The sequence below is a fragment of the Desulfoscipio sp. XC116 genome, assembly GCF_039851975.1.
Classification (GTDB): Bacteria; Bacillota; Desulfotomaculia; order Desulfotomaculales; family Desulfallaceae; genus Sporotomaculum.
The window spans coordinates 1023629-1038398 of sequence record NZ_CP156660.1 but is presented as its reverse complement, the minus strand read 5'-3'; the positions used below and the strand labels follow the sequence as shown (position 1 = coordinate 1038398).

At 48.4% G+C, this 14770-nt stretch carries 12 protein-coding genes and 1 pseudogene; 2 read left to right on the top strand and 11 right to left on the bottom strand.

Annotated features, from left to right (window positions below; genetic code table 11):
• The first annotated feature begins 14 nt into the window (after positions 1–14).
• A complete protein-coding gene (locus tag ABDB91_RS04810; RefSeq protein ID WP_347487749.1) occupies positions 15–1295 on the top strand; it encodes an IS110 family transposase in 1281 nt (426 codons plus the stop codon).
• 261 nt (positions 1296–1556) lie between these two features.
• Positions 1557–1739, top strand: a complete 183-nt coding sequence (locus ABDB91_RS04805; protein ID WP_347487748.1) for a hypothetical protein — start codon at positions 1557–1559, stop codon at positions 1737–1739.
• Between the two features lie 48 nt (positions 1740–1787).
• Here the strand turns inward: ABDB91_RS04805 and ABDB91_RS04800 are convergent.
• The 11 genes and pseudogenes from ABDB91_RS04800 to ABDB91_RS04750 form a co-directional block, all read right to left on the bottom strand.
• A pseudogene (locus ABDB91_RS04800) lies at positions 1788–2267 on the bottom strand (type IV secretory system conjugative DNA transfer family protein); the annotation flags it as partial.
• Positions 2254–2445 carry a hypothetical protein gene (locus ABDB91_RS04795; protein WP_347490487.1) on the bottom strand — a complete coding sequence of 64 codons (192 nt, stop codon included), beginning with the start codon at positions 2443–2445 and terminating at the stop codon, positions 2254–2256. The pseudogene ABDB91_RS04800 and the gene ABDB91_RS04795, both read right to left, overlap by 14 nt.
• A gap of 12 nt (positions 2446–2457) precedes the next feature.
• Positions 2458–3360, bottom strand: coding sequence for an ArdC-like ssDNA-binding domain-containing protein (locus ABDB91_RS04790; protein ID WP_347490486.1), 903 nt, complete (start codon positions 3358–3360; stop codon positions 2458–2460).
• Complete coding sequence (locus ABDB91_RS04785) at positions 3357–4184, bottom strand: DUF3801 domain-containing protein (RefSeq protein ID WP_347490485.1); 828 nt, start codon at positions 4182–4184, stop codon at positions 3357–3359. Before ABDB91_RS04785 ends, ABDB91_RS04790 begins: the two co-directional genes overlap by 4 nt.
• Positions 4135–5526, bottom strand: a complete 1392-nt coding sequence (locus ABDB91_RS04780; protein WP_347490484.1) for a relaxase/mobilization nuclease domain-containing protein — start codon at positions 5524–5526, stop codon at positions 4135–4137. Before ABDB91_RS04780 ends, ABDB91_RS04785 begins: the two co-directional genes overlap by 50 nt.
• Complete coding sequence (mobC, locus tag ABDB91_RS04775; protein ID WP_347490483.1) at positions 5486–5950, bottom strand: plasmid mobilization relaxosome protein MobC; 465 nt, start codon at positions 5948–5950, stop codon at positions 5486–5488. Before mobC ends, ABDB91_RS04780 begins: the two co-directional genes overlap by 41 nt.
• Before the next feature lie 469 nt (positions 5951–6419).
• Positions 6420–7100, bottom strand: coding sequence for a DNA/RNA nuclease SfsA (locus tag ABDB91_RS04770; protein ID WP_347490482.1), 681 nt, complete (start codon positions 7098–7100; stop codon positions 6420–6422).
• 14 nt (positions 7101–7114) lie between these two features.
• Positions 7115–11719 carry an FtsK/SpoIIIE domain-containing protein gene (locus tag ABDB91_RS04765; RefSeq protein WP_347490481.1) on the bottom strand — a complete coding sequence of 1535 codons (4605 nt, stop codon included), beginning with the start codon at positions 11717–11719 and terminating at the stop codon, positions 7115–7117.
• A 1-nt stretch (position 11720) separates the two neighbouring features.
• On the bottom strand, positions 11721–13205 hold the full coding sequence (locus ABDB91_RS04760) for a hypothetical protein (RefSeq protein ID WP_347490480.1): 1485 nt from the start codon (positions 13203–13205) through the stop codon (positions 11721–11723).
• Complete coding sequence (locus tag ABDB91_RS04755; protein WP_347490479.1) at positions 13205–13690, bottom strand: hypothetical protein; 486 nt, start codon at positions 13688–13690, stop codon at positions 13205–13207. The genes ABDB91_RS04760 and ABDB91_RS04755 overlap by 1 nt, the downstream gene beginning before the upstream one ends.
• Positions 13691–13867: 177 nt before the next feature.
• Complete coding sequence (locus tag ABDB91_RS04750) at positions 13868–14767, bottom strand: hypothetical protein (protein WP_347490478.1); 900 nt, start codon at positions 14765–14767, stop codon at positions 13868–13870.
• Between the last annotated feature and the right edge of the window lie 3 nt (positions 14768–14770).

Sequence of the window (14770 nt, the reverse complement as noted above, 5' to 3'; positions counted from 1 at the left end):
GGAGGCGCCTCTACATGAAGCGTACACAAAACGAGAAGATTATGCAAATCAGAATTGAAACCTTGGTAGTCGGAATCGACATTGGGAAAGAAACCCACTACGCCAGAGCCTTTGATTACAGAGGGATTGAACTGGGTAAGCTGCTGAAATTCAGCAACACGGCGGAAGGATTTAAACTCCTGGACCGATGGATGCAGGACATTTGCAAGCAGCAAGGAAAGTCGGAAATCATCGCCGGCTTTGAGCCCACTGGACATTACTGGTTTTCATTGGGTGACCATCTCAAGCGCCAAGGCCATAAACTGGCCATAGTCAACCCATTCCATGTCAAACGCACCAAGGAACTGGATGACAACAGCCCCACCAAGAATGACCGCAAGGACCCGAAGACAATCGCCATGCTGGTGAAAGACGGGCGTTACCGGGAGGTGTACATCCCGGACAAGATCTATCAAGAACTACGGGAAGCGGTGGATGAAAGAGAGCGGCTGCAAAAGCAGCTAACTGCTATCCACAACAGGGTTGTTCGCTGGCTGGATATCCGGTTTCCAGAGTTTGACGGTGTATTCAAGAAATGGACAGGAAAAACGGCGCTTCTGACGCTTCGGATATATTCTACACCAGCCAAGGTTTTGGAAGCCGGCGCGGACAAAATACTGGCCACCTGGAGGACAGTTGTAAAGCGCTCTGTGGGCATAAAAAGAGCACAAGCGCTGGTAAAAGCTGCAACCAACAGCATTGGCAGAACCAACGGCCATGTAGCTTCAGAAGCCAGCTTGCAGAACCTGCTTGCTGAGTACGAATTGTACTGTGTACAGCTTGAACGCTTGGAACAACTGATATTGGAACTGTTGCTTCAAGTTCCGAACGCAGTCAAACTCTTGGGCATCAAGGGAGTTGGTTTGGTTACAGCCACAACCTTTGTCGGTGAAACCGGTGATATCCACAGGTTCGAAGACCCACGGCAGATACAAAAGCTGGCCGGCTTCAACCTGGTAGAGAACAGTTCCGGCAAGCACAAAGGAAAGACCACCATCAGTCACCGGGGACGGAAGCGGTTACGACATGGGCTGTTCATGACCATGATCGCCATCCTGGGCAAGAATCCGGAGTTTAGGGAACTGCACCACCGCAACCTGACCAGGGAAAAGAACCCGCTAAACAAGATGCAATCCATTGTTGCCCTCTGTGGAAAACTCATCCGTGTATTCTACGCCATTCTCAGCAAGGGCGTTGATTACAATCCGGAGAAGATGATGGGCGATATTCAACAGTCGGTGAAAACAGCCGCATAAAGACGTAGAGACATCCTAACAAAACATAGAAACAACATAAGCACATCATCGCCGAGTGGAGAGTGCCGCAGCCCATCCAGACGATGATGTGAATGACCCAAACATTATCCACATGCTTTATAACGCACCTTGAGAACGGAGAGCCGGGACAGTCAGGTTGAATTTTTCCATTAGGGCAAAGACCCGGTTAAGGAGCATGACTGACGTTCCACCTCTTGGATAGGCAGGACGAAGGAATTTCGGGCGGAGACCCAGGAAGACATGGGAGGTTTGCTGCCGGGAGATGGTGTGGAATCCCACTGGCCACAATACAAAAAACACGCGGCCTTGGTGAAGGTCACACGCCATCATCCAGAATTACACATTGATGTAAATAACAAGAGACGAGCTCTCCAAGCACAAATTGAAAAACTAAGAAAAACGAAGGTATTTAAAGATAATTGAAGATTATTAAGGGAAGATTATTAAGGGAGATAATTGAAGATTATTAAGGGAGGTGTTGGTCTGCATGACGTTGGGTTTCGCGTAAAACCTGGTCTTGCCGGAGCCGGAGCCGCCCACCACCAGGACGTTCAGGTTGCGCCGGTGCCTCCTGCCGTCCAGCCCGAGGCGGACGTTCTGGGTCAGGATTTTGTTCTTTTGCGGGTCTTTGTCCCGGTATCTCTTATTGACAGCCGCCGCGCCGCCCCAGCGGGCGCTGCCGTGTTCCTCCCGGTGCCGATAATTGCGCTTGGTGGACAGGTAAATCCCGATGCCCATCCCGTAGGCGGCGACAAAGATCAAAACGCACTTGAGCGAATTATCCACCCATTGAATATGAAACGGGTCGTTCATTGCCGCCGTGAGGTTTTCCAGGATTTCGGGCAGCCCGCCGGAAAGGGAGGGGGCGACCAGCAAGGCCGCCCACACCACCGGAATTAAAAAAACCGCCCAGAGGATGAGATTGCTCTTGGCGGTTTCAGCGCGTTTCATCGTGGTCCCTGCGCTTCTGCTTTTTGGTCGGGGCGTCGATGGTTTTCAAAAGCAGTTCGTCCACGGCGTCGGTGGGCCTTTCTTCTTTAATCAGGTCGTTCCGCAGTTCATTGAGGGCGTTCACCACCACGCCGTATTCGTAATCGTCCAGGGTCAGCACTCTTTCTTCTTCCTTCATGGACCATCCCTCCTAACGTTCCGGCTCCTGCCGTTTTTGCTGCCGCTGCTGGTTCAGCGTCCGGTTCATCCGGCCGGAGATTTCGCCCGCCGCTTCCTTGATGGTGGTAAGCTCGGCGCGTATCTCCTGCGGCTCCAAAGTCTCCAGCCTTTGGGGAACGCCCTCGAAGTGGTAAAAGCCGTTCGTTTCCACGCCGTACTGCTTGCAGAGCATATACGACGCGCAATAGGCGTGAAAGCCCTGCTCGGAACGGTTGTAGCTGCCGTCGCCTTTGTCCATTTCCGCCTGGGCCAGTTCCTGGGCCAAGGCGCGGAAAATATGATTGGCGTCCAGGCCGCGCCGAATTTGGATTTCCCGCGTGTCCGGCTGGTACAGGGCGTTCACGCCGCTTGGCAGCGTGTCGCTGATGCGGACGGGCACGGGGGCGTGGGCCAGTAGCGCCTTGATCCGCATACGCTCGTCCGGATAGGCGGGGGTTTCCCGTTTGCGGCTGTTTCCGGTTTGGGAAATGTCGAACATCTTTTTGGGGTTGTAGCTGATGCCGGTGGAACCGTCCTGGCGCTGGTATTCCTCGCCCGGCTCAATGATGTAAAAGCCGGATTCCTTCTTGCGGATGTACGCGCCCTGTTCCTTCCAGGTGTTGAAGTCCGCTATGCGGGTGGCCTCCGGTTTCTGCGCCAGGATTAGCAGGGCGTTGGAAACGCTGTAGCGGTCAAAACGGCTCTGCATGTCCAGATATTTCTGAAAGGTGTCTCCGTCCCGCGCCACGGCTGTCGCCGTTTCGTCGATCATGGCGTAAACCGCTTCCCGCTGCTCCTGCTTTTTCTGCGCCCAGGCCTCCTTGTCGAAGGGCTGGGCGCTCATGGACGCGGCTTGGCTTTGTTCCTGCCGGAAAAGATCGTCAAAATTGCTCATCTGGATTTACCTCCTTTCGGCTTTTTAGATTTGGATTTGGATTTTGTTTTCGGTTGGCCCGATTTGGCGGGTTGGCCGGTGGATTTGGATTGCTCCTTGGATTGTTCGCGCTTGGGTTCCGTCTGCTCCCGGTGGGCCTCCCGGATTTCCTTCAGGTCCTGCCGGACGGATTTCCGCTCCAGCTCACTCGTACCCCCGGCGGCCTTCCCGCTGCGCTCGTAAGTAGGCTCGGACGGAGGGGATTTCTCCGTCTTCGCCGCCGTAGGGTCCGTGGTGGGGTTTGGGTTGTCGGTCCGCTCCTGGTCCGGCTCCGGCTGGTCGGGCTTGGCCATCAGCTCGTCCAGAAAATCGTCCGCGCTTTTTTCGGCGGGCGTTTCCTTGGCGGCGGGTTCTTTTTCCTCCTGCTGGGCGGCCCGGGATTTTTCGATTTCGCTCTTGATGCTGGCGGTGTCCACGGTGGCCAGCTTGAAGCGTTCCACGATGCGGTTGATTTTGGCCGCGTCCTCGGCCCGCACCATGATGTCGCACATGCCGTCCGTGTCCTTTTTGTCACGGAGGGCGCAATAAAGGACGCCGTAGCGTTTGGCCTCCCGGGTGAATTTCTGCAAGTCCTCGTTCCTGACCGCAAAGACTTTCAGCTCCTTGCAGCTGCGCAGCAGCCCCTCCAGCCGGATTTTCCCCCTGGTTTTCTTTTGGCCTGTGAGAATGGCATACAAATAGGTGGCCAGGTTTTTGGCCCCCTCGCCGGAGATTCTGGCCATTACCTCGATCCCCTTAAGACTCAGGCTGACGGCTTGGTCCACGGCGTCGGCTCCGCTGCTCATATGTTTTTTCCTCCTTTCGCTGCTGGATTTCTTCCTGTTTGATCCGGGGCAGCTTTTCCTTCATTTCCCCGGAACGGGACAGGATGCCCGTGCAGAGTTTCACCTCCTTGCGAAGCTGGCTGATTTGCCTGGTCAGTCCGGCGATTTGCTCCTTATAGGCTGTCGCCTGCTCCTCGTCCCCGCATCGGCGGATGCGGTTGTAAAGGGACTTGCGCGCGGCGGACAGGGTGCTCATTTCCTGCTCCACGGTTGACCGGTAGGCGAAAAGCTGCTCCTTGCTGGAAATATGGTTTTTGCAGAGCAGCCTGGTCTGGGCGGTGATTTCCTCCAGATGCCGGAGGTCCTCACGCAATAAAAAATGCGTCCTTCGGGGGGACGCGCGGTGCCTGGGCAGGATGCCCATCTTATAGAGGTAGTGGAAGTATAACCCTTGCAGGCCGGTGAGCTTTTTCGCCGTTTTGAGGGACCCATTGAAGGTGCAGCGTTTTTGCTTCGGCTCCGGCAAGGGAGGCGGCCGCCGGGGTGCGCGGTTTTGCAGGATGCGGCGCTTGATGGCTTCCTCGGTGTAATCGTCGCCCAGGGTTTTCAGCCGAACAAACCGTTCCTTGCCTAAAGGACGCACCGCCAGATGTTTCACGCCGGTTTTGACTTCATAGCCCTCTTTGCGCAGGGCGGCGATAAACTGGGTGAAGGTCATGGCGGCGGCAACGGCTTTATCCACATCCTCCCGGATCAGGCCCCGCCAGGTGGGTTTGCCTTCCTGTTCCGCCCTCCATTCTGCGTAGTGCTTGGACTTGCCGCGCTTCGGGTTTTCAATGACGGACAGGGCATGTTCTCGGCACAGCCGGTCGGAGGTCTTGCGCATGAGAGCGTAGCTGGCGTTGTTGTCGTAATACCGCTTGCCGTCCTTAAAGGACACGGAATTCAGGACAAAATGGTTATGAAGATGCTGCTTGTCCAGGTGGGTGGATACCACCACCTCAAAGCGGTCGCCCCAAAGCTCTTTGGCCAGCTTCACACCAATGGCGTGGGCGGTTTCGGGGGTGGCCTCTCCCGGCGCAAAGGCTTGGTAACCGTGAAAGGCCAGGATGCCGTCCTGCTTTTGATATTGCCGCTTTGTGCGGCCCATTTGCTGGCAGGCGGTGGCCGGGTCGCAGTTGATGCCGGTCACATAGAACTGCTTTTCGGTTTTGACATCCTGCTGGGTATAATCCAGCACCTTGCGCAAGCCCTGAAAGTCTGGATTGGTAAAATCGGGGTTTTCGGTTTTTTCGGGATTGGCGGCGTAGTCAAGCACCCGGTCAAGGCGGTCGGTCACGTCCCATATCGCTGTGGTCGCCATCGTCCCTTCTCCTTTCCGGCGCTGTGACCGCCTCTATAATATCCTGTACCGCCTTTCTGAGCCGGTTGGCTTCATATTGAAATACCGTCTTGTCAATATGCCCGGTGGCATTGGCCTTGGCCGCAATCTGGTTCAGGTTGCCGCCGATGGCGTGCAGCTCCCGCGTCATGGAAAAATAGTCAGGAGGGGGCAGTTCCTTGGGCACATAGCCGTTGATGAGAGAACGGATAAATGCTTCCTGTGAAAGTCCCGATTTCTTTACCTGCTTGGCAAGATTCTGTTGTTCTTTGGCGTTCAGCCGTACAATGATCTGGATATTCCGTTTTCTCATCGCTCCGGCTCCTTTCGCGCAGGATGGATGTCCTTGCACCGGATGAAAGCGCGAAATTCCTTCCGCCACTTTTGTTGCAGTTCGTTCATTCATAGCACCTCTTTTCTTGATTAATAGGAGTGCAGCATGAAAGGGGTATTAGGGGCGAGCCCCTAATAAGCGAATTTGGCTATCCAAATTCAGTGCTTGCTACAACACAAGACAGCAGTCTTGTGTTGGGTGTGGGTTACGCTTGTTCTCAAATACAATCAGCCGAAAAAGAAAGAGCAGGAGGTTATCGCTCCTGCTCATAGCAATTTTATATTGCTTTTCGAGTGTTCATCTTCATCATTAATGATGATTATTTTAAAACAAATATACAACATCTAAAAACATTAAAAAAATTTACATATGTATCTATCTAAATGGTTTTTTGACCGGACAATGGCCAATTCCCTGAATACAACAAGAATTCGTTTGCTTTTGCCCTTGCTCACCATGAAGCTCGTGTTAATGATAACGGCATTTCTCAAAAGTGAGAGCAAATAAACAGGAATTACACAGGTGGCCTTTGCATTTGAAGCTATAACTCAATTTTGATTTTTCTCTTGACTCTTGCTTCACCTTGATAAATATGTAGGGATACAGCAAGCAACTGCATACCATTTTCAATGCAGGGTTTCAATGCTTCGTAAAACGGCGAAGCGTGGTCGATCTGGATTTGCTCTAAATATGGACTCAAGGAAGCAATGACAAGAGCTGCATTATAGCCCTTGTCCAGCAATGAAGATATCTCCCTAAACTGGTCAAGGGTTCTCTGAGAAAAAACGGTTGGGAACATTGCCACTTTTCCTAAAGAAAGAATACTCTTGACCTCCAGTAGTGTCTTGCTGTTTTCGATAAACAAATCGCTTTTATAAGAGCCGATTTTATATTCCCTATAAACCTCAGACCGTTTGCCGAGAGTGGAAAAACAACTTTTTTTAATATCCCGTTCAATCACACTGTTGACTTTTCCAATGTTCAGCAGGATATGATTGCGCTTATATGGAACAGCAAACAAGGAATAGCTTGTTCTTGCGTTTTGTGCCTCTATTGGAAGCAGAAGCACCCGCTTTCCATGTAAATCGATAAAATTATCAAGACGGCAGGAGGATGGGACATAGCATTCTATGGCCTCATCCTCCACCATAACCTCGCATATAAAGCGATTTTTCCGTTCTTTTATAAATATGCCCTCTGTGGGCTTCTCCAATGAATTCACACGTTTTTTGCTCCTTATTTTTTGGACTCGATGAAGCCCAATAGTTGTTCCTCTGATATGAAAAAACCCTGCATCCTAATAATGTCGCTATCGGTCATCAGCAGCATATCGCCCTTGCCCAGCAAATCCTCGGCGCCAGCGCGATCCAATATCGTCTGAGAATCGACATGGGAGGGTAGCCTGAAGGATACACGATATGGTAGCACGGCCTTTAAGGATGAGGTTACAATTGTTGCTCTGGGCTGCTGTGTGGCAATGACTAAATGGATACCTAAATTACGTACTCTCTGAGCAAGCATGCAGAGGTTGGTCTCAAAGCTTCTTCGTACATCCTTACCCTGTAGCTCCGCGGCCTGCACTAAATCTGCATACTCATCTATTATTACAACCAATCGCTTCATACGGTTTTCTGGATTTTTGCTGTTATAGGAATCAATATCGCGGCTATTAACTGAACGTATTAGCTGAGTGCGTGCCTCCTTATCCTCGCTGTTAATAAGCTCTAACGCATTCAATGCTTCATTGGCATCGGTCAGAACTGTTTGACCACGAAGATGCGGAATACCCTCGAAGAAATGGAAGTCTGTTTGCTTTGGATCTACAATAAGAAGCTCCAAATCCTCCGGACCAAGCTTGTGTAATAGGCTGACGATTACTGAATATAAAAACACTGTTTTACCTGAACCAGTAGTTCCGGCAATGAGCATATGCGGAGCCCTTGCTAAATCAACCAGTTGATACGAGCCATCTGGTGTCTGTCCAGCTAAGACATTAAGTGAGCCTGTGCCATCATCAAGCCTATGCAGATTCTCGGGCAGCATCAAGGGCTTTCCCATATCAGCGAAGGGAACATCCATGCCAACATATCGGGTACCCTTAATATTATCAATGAAGATTTCACCAAAGGCCTCAAGCTCACGCGCAATATCTTGGCTCTTATCAATCAGCTTCTTAATGGTTTCGCCCGGCTTGAGCTCAATTTTGAAGCGCGTAAAGCGTGCAGCCTGCTGTACCAGGCTTTCATCTACAGGGTTAGCCTTAATTCCATACCCCTTGAGGATAATATTCAGACGAATACATTTCTCCTTGATCTCAGGGCTAATCACAGGCTCATTGACAGATGCTGAGGGAGTCTGTCCATCATCGGCTTGTGCATTAGGCTCCGACGCTACTACGTCAATAGTATTCTGTGCGGGTACCTCAACAGAAGTGTGTGCTTCTGGCTGTTCAGAAGCCTCTTCCCATGCAGTAGGAGTAGCCTGCTCTGCCGGTGTCTCCTGTATATATGAGGATACTGGAGTAGGAGTGCTTCCGAGCTGAGTAGTCTTCGCATCAGTCAGCAAAGCCTGTATATCTGAGCTACCAAGCCTAAGCAGCCTGAAGCTTTCATGCACTACATCACCCTCGCCATGATATACCTCCTCAGAGGTGATAGCGCTTTCGAAATCGACATGACATATGGTCTTTGTAAGACCGAAGGCGTATTCGCCAGCAAACAGCCCATTAAGCCATTGCGTATGCTCGTATTTTTCATCAGAGAACAGCTCTGAATGAAACAGACATTCAAAGACCTGCTCCCGGAGAATTTCCTTTCGTGATACTGTGGTGATTTTCTCGGTGTGTCCAAACATTTCACGTAATAGTCCTTCAAGAATTAGGGTTTGCTCTACAGCATGCCCAGAGATAGCACCCTGTGAAATGGAGTAGTCGGCATGCGTTTTAACCTCTATAATATCAATCTGTGGCGCAGTGTTCTGTGAATCAAACCGAAGCCCAATAAGATCAGGAAGCTTACCGTCCTCACGATCTGATAACCATTCACGGGCAAGCTGTGTGTCAAGGCCAACCAAAAGGGATGCTGGATGCCGTTGCTTGTAATGTATTGCGGCAAGCGCCAGCCCAAGGCTGCCCTTGCCATGATTTTGGTCAAAAATACTATTGGTGGAATGGGAGGCGATACTCAGCAGACCATCATCATTAATATCTCTTATTGTATTTATAACGTTTTTTACTCCATCCTTGTTTGGGATATAGTTGCCTAAGGACGCAATTAACTGATTATATCCGAGCACGAACTTCCCGCTGTTTTTTGAATATATCCCTATGGAACGATAATCGTAGCCCTTATAAAACAGCTTTTCGCTTGCTGAACGCAGAGAGATATCCCAGCTTTTTAGATTCTGGTCAAGAATTATCAGCCAGTCTGCAAGGCCAAGTAACTGCTTGTAGGTTTCCTCCTGTAAGGGAGAATTCACGAATACGCTCCGATGCCCGAAAGATGAGGGCTGCTCACGAAGCTTTTCCAGGATTCCTGCATAATCGGCAAATATCCCTCCCTCGTTAGCAGGGCGGATTCTCACACTGCCCTGAATGCGGTTGTATTCATAGACCTTAGGTACGCATAGGGGATGAATATGAATATGCCGGCTGTTACGTGCCAAATCAATTTGCTTTTCATTGGGATCAAAAACAACCAGCAGATGCTGCTCACGATTAAGCTTGCCAAGGATATCTGTGTATGAAAGCTTTTTATTTACAATGGAAAGATTAAAGCGTCCGGACCTTTTGCCCTTAATCTTGCCGAGCATTCCGTCATTCAGGGACTTATCCTGAATTTCCATCCAATCAGAGGAAGCCTCCTTGGTTCGATATACAGAAAGATCAATACCGACTGAGCCAAAGGCCGCAAATTCCTTATCCTTATCAAGCCTTTTGAGCATACCAACAACAGCCTCTACGGTCGGAGGGTTTATAAGGGTGATGCGAAGCATCATGCTTGAATGTGGATACAGACACATATACCGGATTATGGCCTGCTGCACTGCCTCCATGCCGGTTTCACCCTCATTGATTTGGGGCTTGGTGGAATACACCGGTAAGCATCCAATTCTACCTGCAATCGGCAGGCACTCAGAGCTTTCAGCGATGCTGTTCGGCACAAGCACAAGCGTCAGGGGATCTGGAATATCCTCAGCCTTACAAACAATGAAGGCTTTATCATCCTCTGAAAGATAGCAGTCCTGGCCCTCCTCAAGACTTCCCGACTCCAGCATCTCCTGTGCCAGCTTGATATATTTCCACAGGTAAAGAGGATTGAGTGGAGTAGGGATCACATGACTGTTTTCTGTGCCAAGCACATATAAAAAATCCAAAGAGATAATGGTGTTGACAATATCCCTTGCTCCTACAGAGTCCACGCTCCAAAGAACTGCAAAATGATTCTTAATCGAAGCCAGCAGACGCTCGTAGGAGGAAAGGTATTCTGCGAAGTCCTTGTATTTGTTAATCACCTGAAGCATAGGGATATCCTGTAGACGCTTACTATAGGGCAGGATTTTCTGCCTGCTTAAGGCAAAGGCCTCGAAGGATGAGAAAATTTCCTCAGCGGCTTCAGAATCGGTAATGTATCGCTTTGCTCTGATTAAATACTCTCTGATGCGTTTGTCAATATAGCTGGCATCAAAGGGCATAAGCTCGTATTTATCCAAGACGTCAAGAGCGTCCTTTGGGTTTTTTACCTCTGCATAGACTAAGCCACCCCAATACTCCTCTGTTGAAACAGTCTGAGCAATAGCTTCGGTCGCAGGCTCAACATTTATCTTCAGCTTTGAGCCGCCTACGGATATTTCAACCTGATCGGCCTTGTCAGTGTCCGAGCGCTCATCAATAGCCTGCTGTACCTTATCGATAACCTCGCCTATTTGCTCGAAATCATTATCAAATACCAATTGTGCCGCGGCGGTTGTGGCGTTAACTGTTGATACCTTAGTACTTTGCTTCGGAGTAGTGCCTGTCGATTTTGCAGCACTTTTCAGGCATTTTTCAACCTCGTCAACGTCCATCTGCTTTAATAGCTCGATATCCTTTGTTCGATAATAGTTCAGGATAAACCTTGTTAGCTCATTTTCAGGGTTAACAGAGGCATAGCTTGTGATATTTTGGCGCTCCTTCTGCTCAAGGCTGCTGATTCTCCGAGTCAACTCATGATTGCGTTTAATTTTAGAGCGAAAGTCATCTATTGTCGATGCTCCTATTCCAAAGCCCTTATGTGCAAGCAAGCCCAGCATGTATAGATTATCTGAAATAGTCTGGGGCAACTGCTCTGAAGGGGTATTAAGCAATGCTTCAAGGTAGCAAAGCACCCGCTCGAAATTCAGTATGCCTCTTATATCCTGACGTCCCAAGGCCTTGAGCAGGTTTGAAATGGTTTCATTTGAGGGTGAGAGGCTTTTCCTCACATATTCACAGCTTTTTCTATATACCTGATCCATACCTATGGTGTCATACCAACGTAGAGAGGATATTTTTTCAAGCTCTTGATTTTTTACAATATGAACTCGAAATACATCCTCGGCACCACTGTTTCTGGAGTCCTCAGCTTCTTCGACGGTAAAGAAATAGCTGACATCATTTATTTGAGGAAGGTTGCTTTGCAAATACGTAAGCTGTTCCATTTGAAAGCCGAGAAAATATATCTCCAAGCGCTTGCGCTGCTTAATACCTTGTACCAGCAGACTATAGTCAATCTCTGGCAGATTTATTATGGATACGCCAAAGCCATCTGCATTCTCCTTGGCTATAACTGCTTGAATAATCACTTTGGTCAGAAGCGTTTGCATTTTACAACCCCCATCCAATTATAGTAACACCATCGGCATATCTTTTTGCCAAACCCATGGTAATAAGCATATCCGCAATGCTTCGGGCATTACTTGCTAATTCACCACGCAGATCCTCCGGTGCGTCCTGTGCAATTTTAGCTTGATCCAATAAGGAATAATCCTTATCGGTATCGGTACCAATGAGTATATAGTATTGCGATCTCAAAAGCTCTCCAAGCTCACGTAGCTCAATGCCATCGGGCATTCCTTCAAGGGTTACAGTGCTTAAAACAATGGTTTCAAGCAAAAAGCGATTAATAAGCAGTCGCTTAAACTTAGCTCCGCCTCCGGGTCCCACCAGTCCGGCTCTCGTACCTAGCACACGGCAGAAATCGGAGGGGGTATTGTTTGGATATGTAAAGGCATAGATAGCAAACTGAAGCGCCCGTGATAAGGCTCGTAAGGGTTTATCTCCTCCGGTATAAAAGGTTTCAAAGTATTGCAATAGGATTTCGCGGGCATTTTTCTGCTCCTTCGCAGCATTTAACGCTATGTCCGATGATATAAAGCGTTTGCAGGCTTCAGCACTTGTGGTGTCCGCTATAAGCCTTTCATTTCGTATGATATCCTCAAGCAGGTTAACGATATACGCTTCAACAGATTTTTTGCAAGCAATGTAGCACAGCTCGCTTGCCCGCTCAATGGCATCTAAATCAGAGAAGGAATCAAGTAAAAGCGGAATCCTCTCGCCGTTGTATTCTGCGTTATTCACGTCAACTAAATAATAATACGAAGCAAAAACGGCGAGGTTTGACATTCGCTTAAGCACCAGAAGCGAATTGCGGGACTGACCTGTATAAAGCAGGTTTACGGCCAAATTATCAAAGCCCTTTCTTATGGCCTGCTTGCTGCTATTAAAGCTAATGCTTTTAGGACTGACTTCAATATCCGATATGCGCTCCTTGTAAGAGCTTGTCAAAATTGGCTTTATAAGCCGTGATATATCATCATCGTCATCCTTAAGAGCGTCACGGATAAGCTCGATTGCAGGAGAAGCCTTACCTTCAATAGGATAGCTGAGAATTCCAAAGATAAAATCGCCAATCCTTGCTTCGGCTGGCAGTGATGAGCGCACCAGCCAGCGTGACGGAATGTTCAAAACGGAGTTTTGATAACCAGGATAAACCGTCGAATCTGGATTGAATATCTGTTCAAGGACAAACCGTGCCTCCTTGATGTCATCAACCGGCTCATTTGTACCATGGGCAAGAATGTCCTTATATTTATCGCGAATTTCAGTAGAGGGCAGAATACGTGCATTACTTCTGCGTTCACTTGTAATCCACTCATGGATATCCTTTATATCGCAGACTGTTCCCAAGCAGGAACGGAACAAGGCGTTTGCAATTGAAAGAGGCTTTGTTGAATTTGAGGTTGGATTAAAGCCGAGTGCATTACATATATCCTCGCCATATCTGTCCAAATAGTCCTTTTCACGCGCCATTAAAATTCACCTCCGTCATGAAAGCGATATTTATTATCCTCAATAAATATCTTTTTCCTTGAGCCTTCTCGACGGTTGGCTATCAATAGCTCTCCATCGCCATAGTCTCTGGCAGCGGAGGTTGAGGCTAGGGCCTGTGTGAATTGGGAGATAGACTGCTCATATTGCCCCGAAAGCAGACTGGCAGGATATCCGCTTTTTATGCTTATAAGACCACGCAAGAGCGTAACGTCTATTTCGAGCTTTGGGGATGTATTGTCCCTTTTTAGCTTCATAATAAGACTATCTGGTGTAAATTCCATATCCTTCAGCCAGGAGATCGGCTCAGGATAGACCAAATCGAGATCCGAGGCATCTATATATTTTGTTGAAACGGCAGCGCCAGTTTCGCGGCTAAGATCATAGCTATGCGAGGTCCAAATTCTTAACCGCTCTTTTTCATCGTCCGTTGACAGAAATAAGCGATTCATTGAGTTAATTAGCATACTGAGGATGCCTCTTTTACTGCTTGAATTGCCCAAGCTTACAAAAATACGCTCACATTCAGTATAATCTACAGGCTGAAGCTCGCTTAGCTCTTTGGCATATATGTTTTCAAAATAGAATTTACGCTTTATGGATTTAAATAGCTTGGTTGCCTCCTCGACGCTTTCATCAGTAAGCTACTTCGGCCATTTGGTAGGGGCACCCATAAGCCATCCGTCTGTTTTTTCCCCGTTCCATAGCTGCTCGTCTAGGCTGGGCTTAGAAAGAAGAACTGGATCAAACTGAGCAATGAAGGACATTAGCTCGTTCTCACCAGAAAACAACGCATCATAATAATGGCCGTTAACATCCTCGTCATCCACCGTGCAGCTAGTCATGGCATAGGCAAGTGTACCAAGGATATCTCGAATGGCAAAATGCTCTCCGCTCATTGCAACCAGATTAAATAGCCGTAATAGCTGTTCAATTACGAGCTCGTTTTGCAGTGCCGCTACATTATAATCAAGTACAGGGTTAACTCCAGCACTGTTTTTTAAGAGTTCCACAAACTTGCTTACAATGGGAGGGAGCACACTGCGATCCTTATCAAGCAGATTTCTCTCGTTTAAGTCAATAATGCAAATCCGGCGCAGTTGGAAGGTAGAATGGCCATATACAATAACGTTTTTTTTCACATTTATAAGCTCATTATGTAGCTCAGGAGCGAGCTTTCTTGAAGCTCTTATAAGCTTAAAGAACGGAAACTCATTGGCTGCAATTATGCAGCTTTTGTTATTGTGATAGCAATCAACGATTTTGCTTATAACGTCGTTCATTTTCTCATCTGTGACACTGTTCATATCCTTTTCGATATAAACGCTCTGTGGCAGCTTTGTTTCCAGGGCTCGAATTATGTACGTTTTGCCGTCCCCTGGGTTTCCAGTGAGGAACACAATGCGATTGGCATCCACCATTTCCTCAACGATTCGCTCAACGCCGGAGGGAATATGGAGCAGGGCTATTTCATCCTCTGTAAGAGAGTCAGAATAGCAATTCTTCCCATTATAGAGCTTTTTAATGAATTGTAAGCTGTTCATAAC

Excerpts from the sequence above, each read along its gene's own strand:
- ABDB91_RS04810 (WP_347487749.1), top strand. The coding sequence starts at position 15 with ATGAAGCGTACACAAAACGAGAAGATTATGCAAATCAGAATTGAAACC.
- ABDB91_RS04805 (WP_347487748.1), top strand. The coding sequence starts at position 1,557 with ATGGGAGGTTTGCTGCCGGGAGATGGTGTGGAATCCCACTGGCCACAA.
- ABDB91_RS04795 (WP_347490487.1), bottom strand. The coding sequence starts at position 2,445 with ATGAAGGAAGAAGAAAGAGTGCTGACCCTGGACGATTACGAATACGGC.
- ABDB91_RS04790 (WP_347490486.1), bottom strand. The coding sequence starts at position 3,360 with ATGAGCAATTTTGACGATCTTTTCCGGCAGGAACAAAGCCAAGCCGCG.
- ABDB91_RS04785 (WP_347490485.1), bottom strand. The coding sequence starts at position 4,184 with ATGAGCAGCGGAGCCGACGCCGTGGACCAAGCCGTCAGCCTGAGTCTT.
- ABDB91_RS04780 (WP_347490484.1), bottom strand. The coding sequence starts at position 5,526 with ATGGCGACCACAGCGATATGGGACGTGACCGACCGCCTTGACCGGGTG.
- mobC (WP_347490483.1), bottom strand. The coding sequence starts at position 5,950 with ATGAATGAACGAACTGCAACAAAAGTGGCGGAAGGAATTTCGCGCTTT.
- ABDB91_RS04765 (WP_347490481.1), bottom strand. The coding sequence starts at position 11,719 with ATGCAAACGCTTCTGACCAAAGTGATTATTCAAGCAGTTATAGCCAAG.
- ABDB91_RS04760 (WP_347490480.1), bottom strand. The coding sequence starts at position 13,205 with ATGGCGCGTGAAAAGGACTATTTGGACAGATATGGCGAGGATATATGT.
- ABDB91_RS04755 (WP_347490479.1), bottom strand. The coding sequence starts at position 13,690 with ATGCTAATTAACTCAATGAATCGCTTATTTCTGTCAACGGACGATGAA.
- ABDB91_RS04750 (WP_347490478.1), bottom strand. The coding sequence starts at position 14,767 with ATGAACAGCTTACAATTCATTAAAAAGCTCTATAATGGGAAGAATTGC.